The organism is Arthrobacter sp. GW460-12-1-14-TSB2 (assembly GCF_059423525.1).
This window is the reverse complement of record NZ_JBWKYC010000013.1, coordinates 48,410-64,059: the sequence shown is the minus strand read 5'-3', so window position 1 is coordinate 64,059 and position 15,650 is coordinate 48,410. Positions and strand designations below refer to the sequence as shown.

Annotated in this window: 14 protein-coding genes; 13 read left to right on the top strand and 1 reads right to left on the bottom strand. The window is 66.9% G+C overall.

From position 1 onward, the window contains the following. The first annotated feature begins 228 nt into the window (after nucleotides 1-228). Together AC07YR_RS15600 and AC07YR_RS15595 are read left to right on the top strand one after the other, a co-directional pair. Entirely contained in the window at nucleotides 229-1,851 is a 1,623-nt protein-coding gene (locus AC07YR_RS15600) for a sensor histidine kinase (RefSeq protein WP_494734543.1), read from the top strand. After that, nucleotides 1,848-2,534, top strand: a complete 687-nt coding sequence (locus tag AC07YR_RS15595) for a response regulator (RefSeq protein WP_494734504.1) — start codon at nucleotides 1,848-1,850, stop codon at nucleotides 2,532-2,534. The genes AC07YR_RS15600 and AC07YR_RS15595 overlap by 4 nt, the downstream gene beginning before the upstream one ends. Here AC07YR_RS15595 and AC07YR_RS15590 read toward each other — a convergent pair. Next, nucleotides 2,526-3,992 (bottom strand): lipase maturation factor family protein, encoded by a 1,467-nt coding sequence (locus AC07YR_RS15590; protein ID WP_494734542.1) that lies wholly within the window; start codon nucleotides 3,990-3,992, stop codon nucleotides 2,526-2,528. The two genes, AC07YR_RS15595 and AC07YR_RS15590, sit on opposite strands and share 9 nt — an antisense overlap. A gap of 114 nt (nucleotides 3,993-4,106) precedes the next feature. Here AC07YR_RS15590 and dxr point away from each other — a divergent pair, with 114 nt between their 5' ends. The 11 genes from dxr to AC07YR_RS15535 all read left to right on the top strand — a co-directional run bounded on the left by dxr (nucleotide 4,107) and on the right by AC07YR_RS15535 (nucleotide 15,625). After that, complete coding sequence (gene dxr, locus AC07YR_RS15585) at nucleotides 4,107-5,291, top strand: 1-deoxy-D-xylulose-5-phosphate reductoisomerase (RefSeq protein ID WP_494734503.1); 1,185 nt, start codon at nucleotides 4,107-4,109, stop codon at nucleotides 5,289-5,291. Nucleotides 5,292-5,309: 18 nt separating this feature from the next. Next, complete coding sequence (locus tag AC07YR_RS15580) at nucleotides 5,310-6,641, top strand: M50 family metallopeptidase (RefSeq protein WP_494734502.1); 1,332 nt, start codon at nucleotides 5,310-5,312, stop codon at nucleotides 6,639-6,641. 105 nt (nucleotides 6,642-6,746) lie between these two features. After that, nucleotides 6,747-7,421: a MarR family transcriptional regulator gene (locus AC07YR_RS15575; RefSeq protein WP_494734501.1), complete on the top strand. Its 675-nt coding sequence runs from the start codon at nucleotides 6,747-6,749 to the stop codon at nucleotides 7,419-7,421. Next, nucleotides 7,418-8,011 (top strand): hypothetical protein, encoded by a 594-nt coding sequence (locus AC07YR_RS15570; RefSeq protein ID WP_494734500.1) that lies wholly within the window; start codon nucleotides 7,418-7,420, stop codon nucleotides 8,009-8,011. The genes AC07YR_RS15575 and AC07YR_RS15570 overlap by 4 nt, the downstream gene beginning before the upstream one ends. A gap of 42 nt (nucleotides 8,012-8,053) precedes the next feature. Beyond that, the gene (locus AC07YR_RS15565) at nucleotides 8,054-8,347 is read left to right on the top strand and encodes a YciI family protein (RefSeq protein WP_028272163.1); all 294 of its coding nucleotides are present in this window, start codon (nucleotides 8,054-8,056) and stop codon (nucleotides 8,345-8,347) included. A 49-nt stretch (nucleotides 8,348-8,396) separates the two neighbouring features. After that, complete coding sequence (gene ispG / locus AC07YR_RS15560) at nucleotides 8,397-9,563, top strand: flavodoxin-dependent (E)-4-hydroxy-3-methylbut-2-enyl-diphosphate synthase (RefSeq protein WP_028272164.1); 1,167 nt, start codon at nucleotides 8,397-8,399, stop codon at nucleotides 9,561-9,563. Then, on the top strand, nucleotides 9,526-10,413 hold the full coding sequence (locus tag AC07YR_RS15555) for a GNAT family N-acetyltransferase (RefSeq protein ID WP_494734541.1): 888 nt from the start codon (nucleotides 9,526-9,528) through the stop codon (nucleotides 10,411-10,413). Before ispG ends, AC07YR_RS15555 begins: the two co-directional genes overlap by 38 nt. Nucleotides 10,414-10,454: 41 nt before the next feature. After that, the gene (locus tag AC07YR_RS15550; RefSeq protein ID WP_494734499.1) at nucleotides 10,455-11,204 is read left to right on the top strand and encodes a hypothetical protein; all 750 of its coding nucleotides are present in this window, start codon (nucleotides 10,455-10,457) and stop codon (nucleotides 11,202-11,204) included. A gap of 406 nt (nucleotides 11,205-11,610) precedes the next feature. Continuing rightward, nucleotides 11,611-13,422 carry a proline--tRNA ligase gene (locus AC07YR_RS15545; RefSeq protein WP_055798476.1) on the top strand — a complete coding sequence of 604 codons (1,812 nt, stop codon included), beginning with the start codon at nucleotides 11,611-11,613 and terminating at the stop codon, nucleotides 13,420-13,422. A 17-nt stretch (nucleotides 13,423-13,439) separates the two neighbouring features. Continuing rightward, nucleotides 13,440-14,234, top strand: coding sequence for a sulfite exporter TauE/SafE family protein (locus AC07YR_RS15540; protein WP_055798474.1), 795 nt, complete (start codon nucleotides 13,440-13,442; stop codon nucleotides 14,232-14,234). A gap of 65 nt (nucleotides 14,235-14,299) precedes the next feature. Then, nucleotides 14,300-15,625, top strand: coding sequence for a pyridoxal phosphate-dependent decarboxylase family protein (locus AC07YR_RS15535; protein ID WP_494734498.1), 1,326 nt, complete (start codon nucleotides 14,300-14,302; stop codon nucleotides 15,623-15,625). The last annotated feature ends 25 nt before the right edge of the window (nucleotides 15,626-15,650 follow it).

The following is a 15,650-nucleotide window of genomic DNA, read 5'->3' as shown; positions in this document are numbered from 1 at the left end:
CAGCAAAACTGACTGTGCATCTGATGCTAGGTGCGGAAGTGAGCGGCATCACTCTTGTGTAAGCAGAGAAAGTTAAGTTCATTTCGTTCACGTTTCCGGCACTCAACCGGAGCTCCGGCCGGTCTCACGGAGGCGCGGGCCCGGCGTCCGCCCGGCAGGGTGCGTTGGGGTATAGTTCCGGTACCCCACCCACCAGAGGAAAGAACCACAGTGACTCGACGAAGAGGAATGTCCCTCGCCGGGCAATATCTGGGCCTCCAGCTGCTGATTGTCCTGGCCGTCCTCGTCGCCGTCGTCGCCATCTCCCTCGCCCAGTCCGCGGCCGCGTTTGAAAGGATCGAGGGGCGCCGCGCACTGTCCGCCGCTGAAGCGCTGGGCAGCAATCCCGCCGTCAGGGCTTTGCTTCCCTCGGCCGAACCGCGCGGCAGTGCGGCGCTGTCCGCCGTCGCCGAATCCGTCCGCACGGTCTCCGGGTCCGCGCAGGTGGCGCTCGCCCGGACGGACCGCACCGTCGTGGCGTCGTCGGACCCCGGACTTCTCGGCCGCCCGCTGGAACTTGGCCCGAGCAGGGTGATGGAAGGCCGTGCCTGGACGGGCGTGGTGGGCGGAACAGCCACCCCGGTCCTTTCGGCCCACGTGCCGGTCCTTGACGATTCCGGGAAAATGATCGGCATCGCGTCCATCAGCCGGAACTACCCGTCCACGTGGGAGCGGCTGGGGGATGCGGTGCCAAACCTGCTGACCTACCTGGGAGTGGCCAGCGTCCTGGGGGTTGCCGGCTCCCTGTTGCTGGCCCGCAGGGTCAAGCGGCAGACCCTTGGCATGGAGCCCAGCGAAATCTCCGGCCTGGTGGAGAACCGCGAGGCGATGCTGCACGGACTGAAGGAGGGAGTGGTGGCGCTGGACCTCCACGGACGGATCACCGTGGCCAACGACAGCGCCCGGGCGCTGCTGGGCCTGCCGGCGGACTGCGTGGGCAAGGACCTTGCCGGCCTGCCCGTTGAACCTGCGCTCAAGGAAGTGCTGACAGGTGAGCAGCCCGGGCAGGACCAGATGGTGCTGGTGGGGGAACGCCTGGTGGTGCTCAACCGGGTGCCCATCCGGTCCAAGGGCCGCGTGATGGGTTCGGTCGCCACCTTGCGCGACCGGACGGAGCTGTCATCCCTGGAACGCGAGCTCGGGGCAACGCGTACTGCGACGGACACGCTCCGGGCGCAGGCCCATGAGTTCGCCAACCAGCTGCACGTTATCTCGGGCCTGATCCAGATCGGCGAGTACGATTCCGTGGTGCAGTTCGTCAACGGCGTCACTGTGGACCGGACACGCCTCAACGACGACGTGACCAGCCGCATCCAGGACCCGGCGCTCGCCGCCCTGCTGATCGCCAAATCCAGCCTCGCAGCTGAGCGTGGTGTGCTATTGCAGCTGGATCCCGGTTCGGTGCTGGCGCCGGTGGGCGATGAGCTCTCCCGGGACCTGACCACCGTGGTGGGGAACCTCGTGGACAACGCGCTCGACGCCGTCACAGGAGTCACCGAGGGGTCCGTCCGGGTCCGCGTTGAGGACACTCCCGAGGAAGTGGTGGTGACGGTCCGGGACACCGGCCCCGGCATTGACGGGGCAGCGGCCGATGAGATCTTCCGGCAGGGGTTCAGCACCAAGAAGCCCGGCCCTGCCGGCGGCCGGGGCTTTGGCCTGGCGCTCTCGCGCGTAGTCTGCCGGCGGAGCGGCGGCGAACTTACGGTCGCCAACGACGGCGGGGCCGTCTTCACCGCGCGGCTGAAGCGGGCGCCGCTGACACGGACGCCTTTAAAAGGGATGCCGGCTAAGGGAAAGGTGACCCGGCCATGATCAACGTCCTGATCGTCGACGACGACTTTATGGTGGCCAAAGTCCACGCCGGGTTCATCCAGCGCACGCCGGGATTCGCCGTCGTCGGAGTTGCGCACACCGGAGCCCAGGCCATGGCGGAGACCGCCCGGCTGCAGCCTGACCTTGTCCTCCTGGACATCCACCTGCCCGACATCAACGGCCTGGACCTCATGGCCAGGCTGCGGGAAGCAGCGCCGGAACTGGACGTGCTGGTGATCAGCGCGGCCCGCGAGGTGGAGACCGTCCGCCGCGCCCTGCGCGGCGGCATTGTCCACTACCTGATCAAACCGTTTTCGCAGGCGGACCTGCAGGAACGGCTGGAGCACTACCGCAGCGCTTACCAGGGACTGGACCTGTCCAAGGACGTGGCCGAGCAATCGGACGTCAACCGGGTCTTCGGGCTGGAAAGCGCGGAACGTGCCGAACGGACGGAACCGCGCCTCCCCAAGGGCTGCAGCCCGGAGACCCTCAGCCGTGTGGTCGCGGTGCTGGAGTCCGCCGGGGCGGACTTTTCGGCCGCCGAAGTCGCGGACCTGCTGGGCACATCCCGGGTCAGCGCCCGCCGGTATCTCGAATACCTCCACGACGAGGCTCGGGTCGAGGTCCGCCTCAAATACGGCGCGGGCCGTCCCGAGCGCCGTTACGCACTCAAGTCACCGTGACCCCGGCGGGAGGGACAGTGGCGGAATGGCCTCGTAGAGCAGGGTCCTGATCCACCGCTGGCCCGTCTCGCGGTGTTCCGCCCGGCTTGCGAAGCGGTACAGGTAGCTGTGGACGCGCACCCAACGGGGGCGGGCGCCGTCGAACGGGTCCTTGCGCAGCAGCCGCAGGACAGCTCCGTCGGCTTCGAGCAGCTTCGCCAGGAAGGCGTAGAACCACTCCTCGTGGACGGTGCGCAGGGGCAGGAACCACATGAGCCAGTCCAGCCGGAGGTGGTACGGAGCCCACTGGTGCGGCAGCCGGCGGACGTCGCCGGGCTTCCCGCGGAAACCGTACTCGCGCCAGTCCGAGTCGTCGTCGGGCTCGTCGTCGAGCGTGCCTTCCACCACAATCTCGATCCGCAGTTTGGTCACCGTGCCGAATGCCCCGTAGGTGTTGACCAGCTGCCAGCGGTTGAAACTGGCGTTCATCAGCTGCCGGTGCTGGAGGAGGTTGCGGGCCGGCCAGTAGCTGAGTACCAGCAGGAGCACCGTTACGGCGAGCACGACGGCGAGCCACCACACAGGGGTCCGCGCACCGCCGTCGGCGGCACCGTAGGTGTGCCAGTCCAGCGGGATGACGGGGAGCACCGCGTGGGCGACCGGATCGCTCACTGCGGCGAAGGCCAGCAGGATTGCCATCCAGTTCAACCAGGCGAAGTTTCCGCTCGCCACGAGCCATAGCTGGGTGAAGATGACGATGCCCGCGGCGATGCCGGCCAGCGGTTGCGGGGCGAACAGGAAGAACGGAACCACCAATTGCGCGAAGTGGTTGCCCAGGACTTCCATCCGGTGCAGGGGCTTGGGGAGGAGGTGCGCCTGCCGGCTTAACGGACCCGGCATCGGCTGGGTCTCGTGGTGGTAATACAAGGCGGTCAGGTCGCGCCACTCGCTGCCTCCGCGGATCTTGATCATGCCGGCACCGAACTCGAGCCGGAACAGCAGCCACACCAGCAGGATCAGGATGGTCCGGGGCGGCGGCGTCTGGTCCGAGCCAAGGAAGGCCACCGTGAAGCCGGCCTCCAGGAGCAGCATCTCCCAGCCGAAACCGTAAAAAGTCTGGCCCACGTTGACGATCGACATGTACAGCAGCCACAGTGCCAGGAAGGCGATCATCGGCAGCCAGGGCGGTCCCAGCTGCGGAAGTCCCAGAATGAGCGTGGCCGAAACCGCCATGCCGCACCAGCAGACAAGCCGCAGCAAGCGGTCCGAGTAGCGCCACAGGAACAGGCTGGGCCGGCGCCGGCGCCGGAAGCTGTCCAGGTAGTCGGGGACCGGGAGCAGGCCGCGTTCACCGAGCAGCGCCGGGAACTGGTTGCGGCAGGAGAGGAACGCCACAAAGAAGATCGTCGCGACGCCGCGCTGCAGCACCTGCCGGGCAAACTCATACTCCGGCGCGTCGAACCATGCGGCCCACTCCACGATGTTCACGTTACGCCTGCGGCGCATGGCGTCAATGTCCCCGTTTACCTGCCCCGCCGCGCATGCCACCGGCAGGCCCGCCGGCGGGACCCATACGTGCGGGATACTTAACGGATGCAGCCACGCAGAATCGTTCTCCTCGGATCCACCGGTTCCATCGGCACCCAGGCGATTGACGTCGTCGACGGCGCCCCGCACCTTTTCGAGGTTGTGGCACTAAGCGCCGGCGGCGGGAACCTGGACCTCCTTGCCCGCCAGGCCGTCCATACGAAGGCCAGGGCCGTGGGTACGGCCAGTGGCGATGCGGCCGCCTTGCAGGAACTGATTGACGACGCCGCCCGCGCAGCCGGCGTTACCGGCTACCGGCCGGAGATCATCACCGGCCCGGACGCCTCCACCAGGATTGCGGAGATCGAGGCGGACGTGGTGCTCAACGGCATCACCGGCTCGATCGGCCTGGCGCCAACCCTGGCGGCCCTGAAATCCGGTGCCACGCTGGCGCTCGCCAACAAGGAGTCGCTGATCGTCGGTGGCGCCCTCGTGAAGGCTGCCGCACGGGAAGGCCAGATCGTCCCGGTCGATTCCGAGCATTCGGCGATCGCGCAGTGCCTGCGGTCCGGGACAGCCGACGAGGTGGACCGGCTCATCCTGACGGCCTCCGGCGGACCCTTCCGCGGCAGGACCCGCGGGGAACTCCACAGCGTCTCGCCGCAGGATGCCCTCGCGCACCCCACCTGGGACATGGGCCTGATGGTCACCACCAACTCCGCCAGCCTGGTGAACAAGGGCCTTGAAGTGATCGAGGCGCACCTGCTGTTCGATATCCCGCTGGACCGCATCGACGTGGTGGTGCACCCGCAGTCCGTGGTCCATTCCATGGTGCAGTTCGTGGACGGCTCCATCATCGCCCAGGCTTCGCCGCCGGACATGCGCCTGCCCATCGCCCTTGGACTCGGCTGGCCGGACCGGGTCCCGAAGGCGGCCGCGCCGTGCGACTGGACCCAGGCAACCAGCTGGACGTTCGAACCGCTGGACACAGAGGCGTTCCCCGCTGTTGGCCTGGCCAAGGACGCCGCCAAACAGGGGAGCACCTACCCTGCCGTGTTCAACGCCGCCAACGAAGAGGCCGTGATGGCGTTCCACTCCGGCCGGATCCGGTTTACCGACATTGTGGATACCATCGAAGCGGTGCTCAGCGAACACCCAGGATCCTCCGGGCTGACAGTTGAGTCCGTACTGGATGCTGAAGCGTGGGCACGAGCGCGCACCCACGAACGTTTAGCAGTGAGCAGTCTCTAGGAAGCAGCAGATCTCAGCATGAGTCCCGTCATTCTCTTTATCCTCGGTGTCGTCTTTGTGGCGATCGGCATCGCAGTCTCCATCGCGCTGCACGAGGTGGGCCACCTCGTTCCGGCCAAGCTGTTCAAGGTGCGGGTCACCAAGTACATGATCGGCTTCGGCCCCACCCTGTGGTCCAAGCGCAAGGGGGAGACCGAGTACGGCATCAAGGCGATCCCGCTGGGCGGCTACGTGTCCATGATCGGCATGTATCCGCCGAACAGGGACGACGGCACGGTGCGTCCCTCCAGCACCGGCATGTTCCAGACCCTTGCCACCGAAGCGCGTTCCATGGCCCACGAGGAAGTGGGGCCCGGCGATGAGAAGCGGGTTTTCTACCGGCTGCCGGTGTGGAAGAAGGTCATCGTGATGCTCGGCGGCCCTGCCATGAACCTGCTGATCGGCGTGGCGCTGACGGCCGTGCTGTTGATGGGCTTTGGGATCAGCACCCCCACCACCACCATCGCGGACGTCTCCAAATGCCAGGTCAAGGCCGGGGAAACCGTGGATCCGGATTCCGCCGACTGCAAGCTCACTCCCGCAGCTGCGGCGCAGCTCAAGCCCAACGACACCATTACCTCGTTCGACGGCAAGGCGGTGACCAGCTGGGAGGAACTCACCGGGTGGATCCGCGCCTCCGCGGGACGGGAAGTCAGCATCACGGTGGTACGCGACGGTTCGCCCGTCACCACTACCGTGACCCCCGTGCTCTCGGCGCGGCCGGTCGTCGGCGCGGACGGGCGGCAGGCCACTGATTCGAACGGGACCCTGCAGTACCAGGAAGTCGGTTTCCTGGGGATCGGTGCCCAGACCGCCCTGGTGGCCCAGCCGGCGTCGTCCGTGCTGCCCATGGCGGGGGAAAACATCCAGCAGGTGGCCGGCGTCGTCCTTAATCTCCCCGCACGGGTGGTGGGCGTCGCCAAGGCGGCCTTCAGCGAAGAGCCCCGCGATCCCAACGGGCCCATCAGCGTTGTTGGTGTGGGCCGCGTGGCCGGTGAAGTTGCCGCCATGGAGCAGGTGCCGCTGCAGTCCAGGCTGGCCGCCCTGGTGGGATTGCTGGCCGGACTGAACTTCGCGCTCGCGGTCTTCAACCTGGTCCCGCTGCTGCCGCTGGACGGCGGCCACGTTGCCGGCGCCCTGTATGAGGGAGCCCGACGGCGGCTGGCCAAGCTGTTCGGCCGGCCGGACCCTGGAGCGTTCGATATCGCCAAACTCCTGCCCGTGACGTACGTAGTGGCTGCGCTGCTGATGGGTATGAGTGCCCTCCTGATTTACGCGGACATCGTCAAGCCCGTCAACCTGTTTGGCTAATCAGCTCATTCCGACTTGGATCCGATAATCACCTCTTTTTGACTGATATTTATAAATCAGCCGAAAATGATTGATGTTTGGAAATCAGTCGATTATGTTTGCGATATGTACGTACTCACCATCGACCAGCGCGGGAGCACCGGCGACAGGGACCGAGTGCCCGGCCTGCTGGCCGAGCTACACCGGAAGTCCACCGCCGGCCGGTTCGAACGCTCCGTCGGCGACGAAGTCCAGGGTGTGGTGGAAAAGCCTGCTGAAGTGCTGGACATCGCCCTTCATTGCCTGCGTAGCGGCCAGTGGTACGTGGGAATCGGAGTGGGTGCTGTTGACCTCCCGTTGCCGGCCAGTCCGCGGGAAGGATCCGGTGCGGCGTTCGTCGCTGCCCGGCTGGCAGTGGAAAAAGCCAAGTCCGCCGCCGCCCATGTGCCGTTGTCCGTGGTCCCCGGAGGACTGCGCCGCGGCGGTGCGGCGCCCCCGGAGGCCGCAGCCGGCATCAGGGCGTGCGCGAACGCCGAGGCAGTCCTCCGCCTGATTGGCCGGCTGGTGCAGGACCGCACGGAGGCCCAGTGGAAAGTGGTCGACACCCTCCGCGGACTGCAGCAGGACACGTCAGTCAGGCACGGCAGTCAGAAGCTCGCGGCAGCGAAACTCGGAATCACGGAGCAGTCGGTGAGCCGCGCCGTCCTGAGGTCCGGCTGGCAGGAAGAATGGGCGGCGAGGCCCGCCGCAGAGATGCTCCTTGGCGTGGCCCATGACGCAGTGCTGGAAGGAAACAGGTGAACGCTCTCTGGATTACCCTCGCCCTGCTGACGGCTGGTTTCGCCGGGTGGCCTGTCACCGCGCTGGTGTTCCGGCTGGCCCGGACCATCGACGACAAAGCGGACGCGGCCAAGGCGGCCGCAGACCGCGCCGCCCGGGAACGTGCCGCCGACGACGCTGCCAATGACCCCGCCGCCGATGTCACGGTGGACCGGGCAGCCGCGGGCCGTGCATCGGCGGACCGTGAACCATTGGACCGCGCAGCCGCGGGCCGTGCAGCCGTCGACGGCGAGATCACCGTTGCCGCCGACGTAGCCGAAGGCGGGGCCGGAAAGGTGCCCGCAGCGGCATCCGCTCCGCCGGCGCCAACCACGCGGATCCTGCGCGGCGGAGCCATCATCGGCGTCCTGGAACGGCTGGCGGTGTGCCTGGCCATCCTGACGGGGCAGCCCGTGGCGATCGCCTACGTGGTGGCCATCAAGGGCCTGGGGCGCTTCGCGGAACTGAAGGAGACCCCTGTGGCCGCAGAGCGGTTCATCATCGGAACGCTGTCATCCATGCTGTGGGCCGCCGGAGTCGCCGCCCTCGCCAAGATCCTCTTCCTGAGCTGAACCGGATACGTACTCCGGCGGGCAGGGCGATAGGGTATCCGTATGACTGTTTTTGCTGTTGAGTACGTATACGCCGCCGAGTCCACCGAAGCACGGAACGCCGCCCGTCCGGCACACCGGGAATGGACCGCCGCCCTTGCCGGTGAAGGCGCACTCCTGGCCAGCGGGCCTTACGGCGATGGAGCCGGTGCCCTGCTGATCTTCAAGGCCGCCGACGAAAACGCGCTGAACGGGATCCTCAAGCAGGATCCTTTCGCTGCGGCCCAGGTCATCGCGGGCACGCGCACCACCGAATGGAACCCGGTGACCGGCCTCCTGGCCGAGCACGCCGCCTAGCCCGCCGGAACCACCCACCATCGATACCTCGACCTAAATAGGAGTCCACGTGACCTCGGTCAGCCTGGGAATGCCGTCAGCACCGCCCCCCGTCCTCGCACCGCGCAGGAAAACCCGCCAGATCAAGGTGGGCTCGGTGGGCGTCGGCTCGGATTCGCCCATCAGCGTGCAGTCGATGACCACCACGCCCACCACGGACATCAACGCCACGCTGCAGCAGATTGCTGAGCTGACGGCCTCGGGCTGCGACATCGTGCGCGTCGCCTGCCCGTCCGCGGACGACGCCGAGGCGCTTCCGATCATCGCGCGGAAGTCCCAGATCCCCGTCATCGCGGACATCCACTTCCAGCCCAAGTACGTCTTCGCTGCCATTGAAGCGGGCTGTGCCGCGGTGCGCGTCAACCCAGGGAACATCCGCAAGTTCGATGACCAGGTCAAGGAAATCGCCAGGGCCGCCAAGGACCACGGCACGTCCATCCGGATCGGCGTCAACGCCGGATCGCTGGAGCCCGGAATCCTCAAGAAGTACGGCAAGGCAACCCCCGAGGCTTTGGTGGAGTCAGCTGTCTGGGAAGCCTCGCTGTTTGAGGAGCACGGCTTCCACGACTTCAAGATCTCCGTCAAACACAACGACCCCGTGATCATGGTTGCCGCGTACGAGATGCTGGCCGAGCAGGGCGACTGGCCCCTGCACCTGGGCGTCACCGAGGCCGGCCCGGCCTTCCAGGGCACCATCAAGTCCGCCACGGCCTTCGGTGCCCTCCTGTCCCGGGGAATCGGCGACACCATCCGCGTTTCCCTGTCGGCTCCTCCGGTCGAGGAAATCAAGGTGGGAAACCAGATCCTGCAGTCGCTGAACCTGCGTCCCCGCAAGCTCGAAATTGTCTCGTGCCCGTCCTGCGGCCGGGCCCAGGTGGATGTGTACACGCTGGCCGAGCAGGTCACGGCCGGCCTGGAAGGGATGGAGATCCCGCTGCGTGTTGCCGTGATGGGCTGCGTCGTCAACGGACCGGGCGAGGCACGCGAAGCTGACCTGGGCGTGGCCTCGGGCAACGGCAAGGGACAGATTTTTGTGAAGGGCGAGGTCATCAAGACTGTCCCCGAGAGTGAAATTGTTGAGACACTGATCGAAGAGGCCATGCGAATCGCTGAAGAGATGGGGGAGGCCGATGGCGAAGATGCTGTCAAGGGTAGCCCCGTGGTTAGCGTCTCGTAGGGAGACCGCAGGATCCGGCATCTCAATCCGGGTCCTGTCCGGTCCGGACACTGCCATGCTGCGGGAGCTGGCCAGGACGGACGTTGTAGCCAACGTCTTCATCCTGTCCCACCTGGCGGCAACGGGAACGGCCGCGCCCACCACGGGCGGGGCCAGCATCTTTGGAGTGTTCGACGGCGACACCCTGGTGGGCGCGTGCTGGGCCGGGGCAAACCTCGTTCCCGTACAGCTGGACCCGGAACTTGCCGGGCTGGTGGCCGAGCATGCGCAACGCTCCGGCCGCCGGTTCGCCTCCATCTTCGGCCCCGCCGATACGGTCCTGGCCATGCACGAACAACTGGAGCAGCTGGGGCAGTTGGCCCACGAGGTCCGTGCGGACCAGCCGCTGATGACCATCGCCGGGCCGCCCGCCGTGCCCGCGAACACGGAGCTGGGTGTCGGCCAGCTCGCCGACTTCGACAGGATCCTGCCCGCCTGCGCCGCCATGTTCGAAGAAGAAGTGGGATATTCTCCGTTCCTGGGCGGCCGCGAGTTCTACAGCAGGCGCGTGGAAGGCCTCATCAGGCAGGGCCATTCCCTTGTTCACCTCGATGAGGACGGCCAGGTCATGTTCAAGGCCGAACTCGGCGCCGTCACCCCTGAGGTGACCCAGGTCCAGGGCGTCTGGATGAACCCCTCCTTCCGCGGCCTCGGACTCAGTGCCGGCTACATGGCCGCCGTTGTCATGCTGGCGCAGAAGCTCGCGCCCGTCACCAGCCTGTATGTCAACGACTACAACGCCCGGGCGAGGGCCACCTACGAGCGGGTGGGCTTCCACCAGGTGGGCACGTTCGCTACAGTTCTGTTCTAGCTGGCCGCAACCGGCCGGCGTTCGAACTTATTGGGGGATAAATGAATACGTCCGTTGTGCGCTTTTTCGGGGCCTCTGCCCTCCTGGTGCTTGGCCTGTCCGCCTGCAGCGGTCCAGCCGCCCCTGCCGACGCAGGGGCTTCCCCGGCAACGTCCGCCGCATCTGACACCCCCAGCCCCACGCCGACGGAAGCTGCCTTCACCATGCTGACGTCCGACGAACTCGCGGAGATCGCCGGAGCCGTGAAGGACTCAGACAGTGTGGCACTCTCCGTGCTGCCTGCGGAGAAGGTCTCGCAGGCGCTGGAACAGATGATGTCCCTCATGACCGAGGTGCAGGTGGAGCCGGCCGAGTGCAATTCCATCGCCACCGGAACTGCAATCAAGCCGGACAGCAACACCACCATGGCGGTGGGTGCCTCCACCTCTTCAACGGCAGAACTCACCCAGACGCTCTCGCTGGTGTCAGGCGTGGAGAAGGAACAACTGGACCAGACGCTTGCCCGGCGCAGCAGCGAGATCGCAGACTGCAGCAGCATCAGCATGAACATCAAGGGAATGTCCATGACAGCCGAGACCATCCGGCTTGACAGCGGCGCCGCCACCGACGGTGCGATTGCCATGCAAACGGACGTCACCCTGCCTACAGGTGGCATCCAGAGCACCGTGATGGCCTTCGCGGTCAAAGGCGGAGTCCTGATTTCGGCGCAGGCGACAGGCTCCGGCGTGACGTCGTCCGACCTTGCCGCTGCGGAAGCCATGCTGGACCAGGCTGCCGCGCTTATCGACTAGCCGGGCGGCCTCCAGGGAGCATGCGGTAACACAGAGTCAACTGCCGAAAACTGCGTGACGACTCTTGTAATGGTGCCGTGAATCACATAGGTTCTTCCTAGCCGCGCCGATGGGGTGCGTGCGGTCTCAGGGGGAAATCAGCAGATGGCACTGGACGTTGACCTTCCCAGCAGGCACGCCTAGCGCTTCCTCCGGACTTCTGGGTCCGACGGGCCGTAAGAGCCACGCCAAAACAGGATGACCAGCCGGCAACGGCCAGGGGCTTCCTTTCAGTTCTGGCGTGGCTCTTCTCCGTCCCCGGCGGCCGGGAACCCGGCACCCGCCGCGCCACGGTAGATTAGTACCCAGACGAATTTGCCCAGCCCGTCATCTGAACAGGCACCTCCCAAGAAACGGATTCCTACCCGTGGTCCTTCGACTATCCAAGCTTTTCCTGCGCACCCTGCGCGAAGATCCCGCCGATGCCGAGGTGGCGAGCCACCGGCTCCTGGTCCGAGCCGGGTACATCCGCAGGGCAGCGCCGGGCATCTACACCTGGCTGCCGCTTGGCCTGAGCGTGCTGCGGAAAGTGGAGAAGATCATCCGCGAGGAAATGACCGCGATCGGCGCCCAGGAAGTCCATTTCCCGGCTCTCCTGCCCAAGGAGCCCTACGAGGCCACCAACCGGTGGACCGAGTACGGCGAGGGCATCTTCCGGCTCAAGGACCGCAAGGGCGGCGACTACCTCCTGGCCCCCACGCACGAGGAAATGTTCACCCTGCTGGTCAAGGACCTGTACTCCTCGTACAAGGATCTTCCGCTGAGCATCTACCAGATCCAGAACAAGTACCGCGATGAGGCCCGGCCGCGTGCCGGCCTGCTGCGCGGCCGCGAGTTCATCATGAAGGACTCCTACTCGTTCGACGTCGACGACGCCGGCCTGGACGCGAGCTACAACGCGCACCGCGCCGCCTACCTGAAGATCTTCGAGCGCCTCGGCCTCGAGGTGGTTCCGGTGGCTGCTACTGCAGGTGCCATGGGCGGCTCCCGGAGCGAGGAGTTCCTGCACCCGACCGAGATCGGCGAAGACACGTTCGTGCGGTCCGCCGGCGGCTATGCGGCCAACGTGGAGGCAGTGACCACCGTGGTGCCCGCGGACATCGACTTCACCAACGCGCCTGCCGCCGAGATCCGGGACACCCCGAACACTCCCACCATCGACACGCTCGTGGACGCAGCCAACGAGCTGGTTCCCCGCGGGGAGAACGACGGCGGCGCCTGGACGGCCGCTGACACGCTGAAGAACGTCGTCCTCGCCATCACCCTGCCCACCGGCGAGCGGCAGATCGTCGTCATCGGCGTGCCCGGTGACCGCGGCGTGGACCTGAAGCGGGTTGAGGCCAACATCGGCGCCTACCTGCCGGTCGCCGGCGAGATCACCGTGGAGGCCGCCGGCGAGGAAGACCTTGCCCGCAACCCCCTGATCGTCCGCGGCTACCTGGGCCCCGGCATGTCACTGAGCGCACCGCTCCTCGGACTCGAAGGTGCCGCCAAGCTCCTGTACCTGGTGGATCCCCGCGTTGTCAGCGGCACCGCCTGGGTCACCGGAGCCAACATGGCCGGAAAGCATGTCTTCGGCCTCGTGGCCGGCCGGGACTTCGGCTGGGACGGCGTGATCGAGTGCACCGAAGTGCGCGCCGGTGACGAGGCGCCGGACGGATCCGGTCCCCTGGAGACCGCCCGCGGCATTGAGATGGGCCACATCTTCCAGCTCGGCCGCAAGTACGCCGAGGCCCTTGAACTGAAGGTCCTGGACCAGAACGGCAAGCAGGTAGTGGTCACCATGGGGTCCTACGGCGTCGGCGTTACCCGTGCTGTCGCGGCCCTGGCCGAGTCCAACCACGATGCCAAGGGCCTGGTCTGGCCCCGCGCAGTGGCTCCCGCCGATGTCCACGTCGTGGCTGTGGGCCGGGGCGAGGAAATCTTCGCGGCGGCCGAGAAGCTCTCACTCGAGCTCGAAGCCGCAGGCCTCGAGGTCATCTACGACGACCGCCCCAAGGTGTCCCCGGGCGTCAAGTTCGGCGATGCGGAGCTCGTTGGCGTGCCCACGATCCTGGCCGTTGGCCGCGGGCTGGCGGACGGCGTCGTGGAAATCAAGGACCGCCGCAGCGGCGAGGCGGAGAACGTGGCCGTGGAGAAGGCTGTTGACTATGTGGTCAACGCCGTCCGCAGCAAGTAACCCGCTCGGCTGAAGGAGTGATCTCGGGATTCGAGTCGCTGGAGCCCGCCACGCTGATCCTCATCATCGTGGCGGGCTTCGCCGCAGGGTGGATTGACGCAGTGGTGGGCGGCGGGGGACTGATCCAGCTCCCGGCGCTGCTGCTGGTGCCGGGCATCAGCCCGGTCCAGGCTCTTGCCACCAACAAGATGGGTTCCATTTTCGGGACCACCACCAGTGCCGTGACGTACTACCGGCGGGTCAGGCCGGACCTGCGGACCGCCATACCCATGGCCGTCATTGCGCTGGCCGGGAGCTTCGGCGGCGCAGTGCTGGCCGCCACCCTGCCTGCGAGCGTCTTCAAACCCATAATCGTGGCGGCGCTGGTCGCCGTCGCTCTGTTTACGGCGTTCAAGCCCAACATCGGCGACCTGACTTCGCTCCGCCACGACGGCCGGACCCACTATGTGGTGGCCTGCCTCATCGGAGCGGCCATCGGGTTCTACGACGGGCTGATCGGACCAGGGACGGGTTCGTTCCTGATCATCGCCCTGGTATCCGCGATGGGTTATGCGTTCCTCGAAGCCAGTGCCAAGGCAAAGATCGTGAACATGGCCACCAATGCCGGCGCCCTGATCTTCTTCCTGCCGCACGGCTCACTGCTCTGGGGCGTGGGGCTGGTGCTTGGGCTCGCCAACATGGCGGGCGGCTACCTCGGGGCGCGGACCGCGGTGAAGCAGGGCAGCACCTTCATCCGTAACGTTTTCCTCGCCGTCGTCGGCGCCCTCATCCTCAAACTCGGCTACGACATCTGGCAGGACACCTTCGCCTAGCAGGCGGGCCGAAGGGAATGCGAAAGACCCTCCCGGCCGGGAGGGCGGGGGCGTAGCATGCTCCTATGTCAACAGGGGACGAGCCCTTCCGGGACGCCTTGGACGCAGCAGCCGGGCACGCCCGTGAATGGCTGGCAAGCCAGCAGACCCGCCGTGTAGGGCCCCGGGCCACGGCAGGGGAGCTGGAGGCCGTCTTCGGCGGTCCGATGCCCCAGGCCGGCATGCCGGCGGGCGAAGTGATCGACTATCTCGCGGCCGAGGCGGAACCGGGCCTGATGGCAATGCCGTCGGGCCGTTTTTTCGGCTGGGTTATCGGCGGCACCGTGCCCGCCGCCCTGGCGGCGGACTGGCTGGTCAGCGCCTGGGACCAGAACTCCTTCCTACGTGCTGCCACGCCCGCCACGGCGGCCCTCGAGGCAGCAGCCGGGCGGTGGTTCCTGGAGCTGCTGGGCTTGCCGGAAACGGCCGACGTCGGTTTCGTCACCGGCGCGACCATGGCCAACTTCGCCGGCCTGTCCGCCGCCCGCTGGCGCGTCCTGGAGAGGGCCGGCTGGGACGTGAACACCGGTGGCCTCGCCGGCGCACCGGCACTCCGTTGCATAGTCGGCCAGGAACGCCACGACTCGATCGATCTCGCCTTGCGGTACCTCGGCCTGGGCCGCCCCATCGTGGTGCCATCGGACCCGCAGGGCCGCATGGATCCGGCAGAGCTGGACTGCGCCCTGGACCGTGCCCTGGCCAAGGCATCGGACGAAACCGGGGGATCAGCTGCTGCGCCGCCGGTTGTGTGCCTGCAGGCCGGGAACGTGCATTCCGGCGCGTTCGATCCGTTCCTCCAAGCGATCACCGTCGCGAAAGCACATGGCGCCTGGGTGCACGTTGACGGGGCTTTCGGACTCTGGGCGGCTGCGGTGCCGGAACTTGCCGCCCTGACCGCTGGCCTCCACCTTGCTGACTCGTGGGCAACCGATGCGCACAAGACACTAAACGTGCCCTACGACTGCGGCATCGTGGCTGTACGGGACACGGAGGCGCTCGAGGCCGCCATGAGCGTCAACCCCAGTTACATCATCCGGGATGGCGTTGCGGCGCAGGTACGCAATCTGGCGAGCCGCGCTGCGCAGTTGGCGGAGCAACTGTCGGTGCTGGACGGCGTGGAAGTACTCAACGACGTCGTCTACACCCAGGTCTCCCTGGCCTTCGGCGATGACGCGACCACGCGGGCCGTGACGGCCCGGATCATCGGTGACGGGCTGGTGCGGATGTCCGGTTCCCACTGGCGGGGGCGGGAGGTCCTGCGTCTTTCGGTGAGCAACTGGACAACGGACGACGCCGACGTCGAGGCGGCCGTCGAAGCGGTGCGGAAAGCCCTGGCAGCAGTTCGCGGCTAGGCCCGGCCGCTTGCTTTCCAGCCAG

Coding starts and splice junctions, on each gene's coding strand:
- AC07YR_RS15565 (WP_028272163.1), top strand. CDS start 8,054: ATGACTGTTTTTGCTGTTGAGTACGTATACGCCGCCGAGTCCACCGAA.
- AC07YR_RS15595 (WP_494734504.1), top strand. CDS start 1,848: ATGATCAACGTCCTGATCGTCGACGACGACTTTATGGTGGCCAAAGTC.
- AC07YR_RS15580 (WP_494734502.1), top strand. CDS start 5,310: ATGAGTCCCGTCATTCTCTTTATCCTCGGTGTCGTCTTTGTGGCGATC.
- AC07YR_RS15575 (WP_494734501.1), top strand. CDS start 6,747: ATGTACGTACTCACCATCGACCAGCGCGGGAGCACCGGCGACAGGGAC.
- AC07YR_RS15600 (WP_494734543.1), top strand. CDS start 229: ATGTCCCTCGCCGGGCAATATCTGGGCCTCCAGCTGCTGATTGTCCTG.
- dxr (WP_494734503.1), top strand. CDS start 4,107: ATGCAGCCACGCAGAATCGTTCTCCTCGGATCCACCGGTTCCATCGGC.
- AC07YR_RS15550 (WP_494734499.1), top strand. CDS start 10,455: ATGAATACGTCCGTTGTGCGCTTTTTCGGGGCCTCTGCCCTCCTGGTG.
- AC07YR_RS15555 (WP_494734541.1), top strand. CDS start 9,526: ATGCTGTCAAGGGTAGCCCCGTGGTTAGCGTCTCGTAGGGAGACCGCA.
- AC07YR_RS15535 (WP_494734498.1), top strand. CDS start 14,300: ATGTCAACAGGGGACGAGCCCTTCCGGGACGCCTTGGACGCAGCAGCC.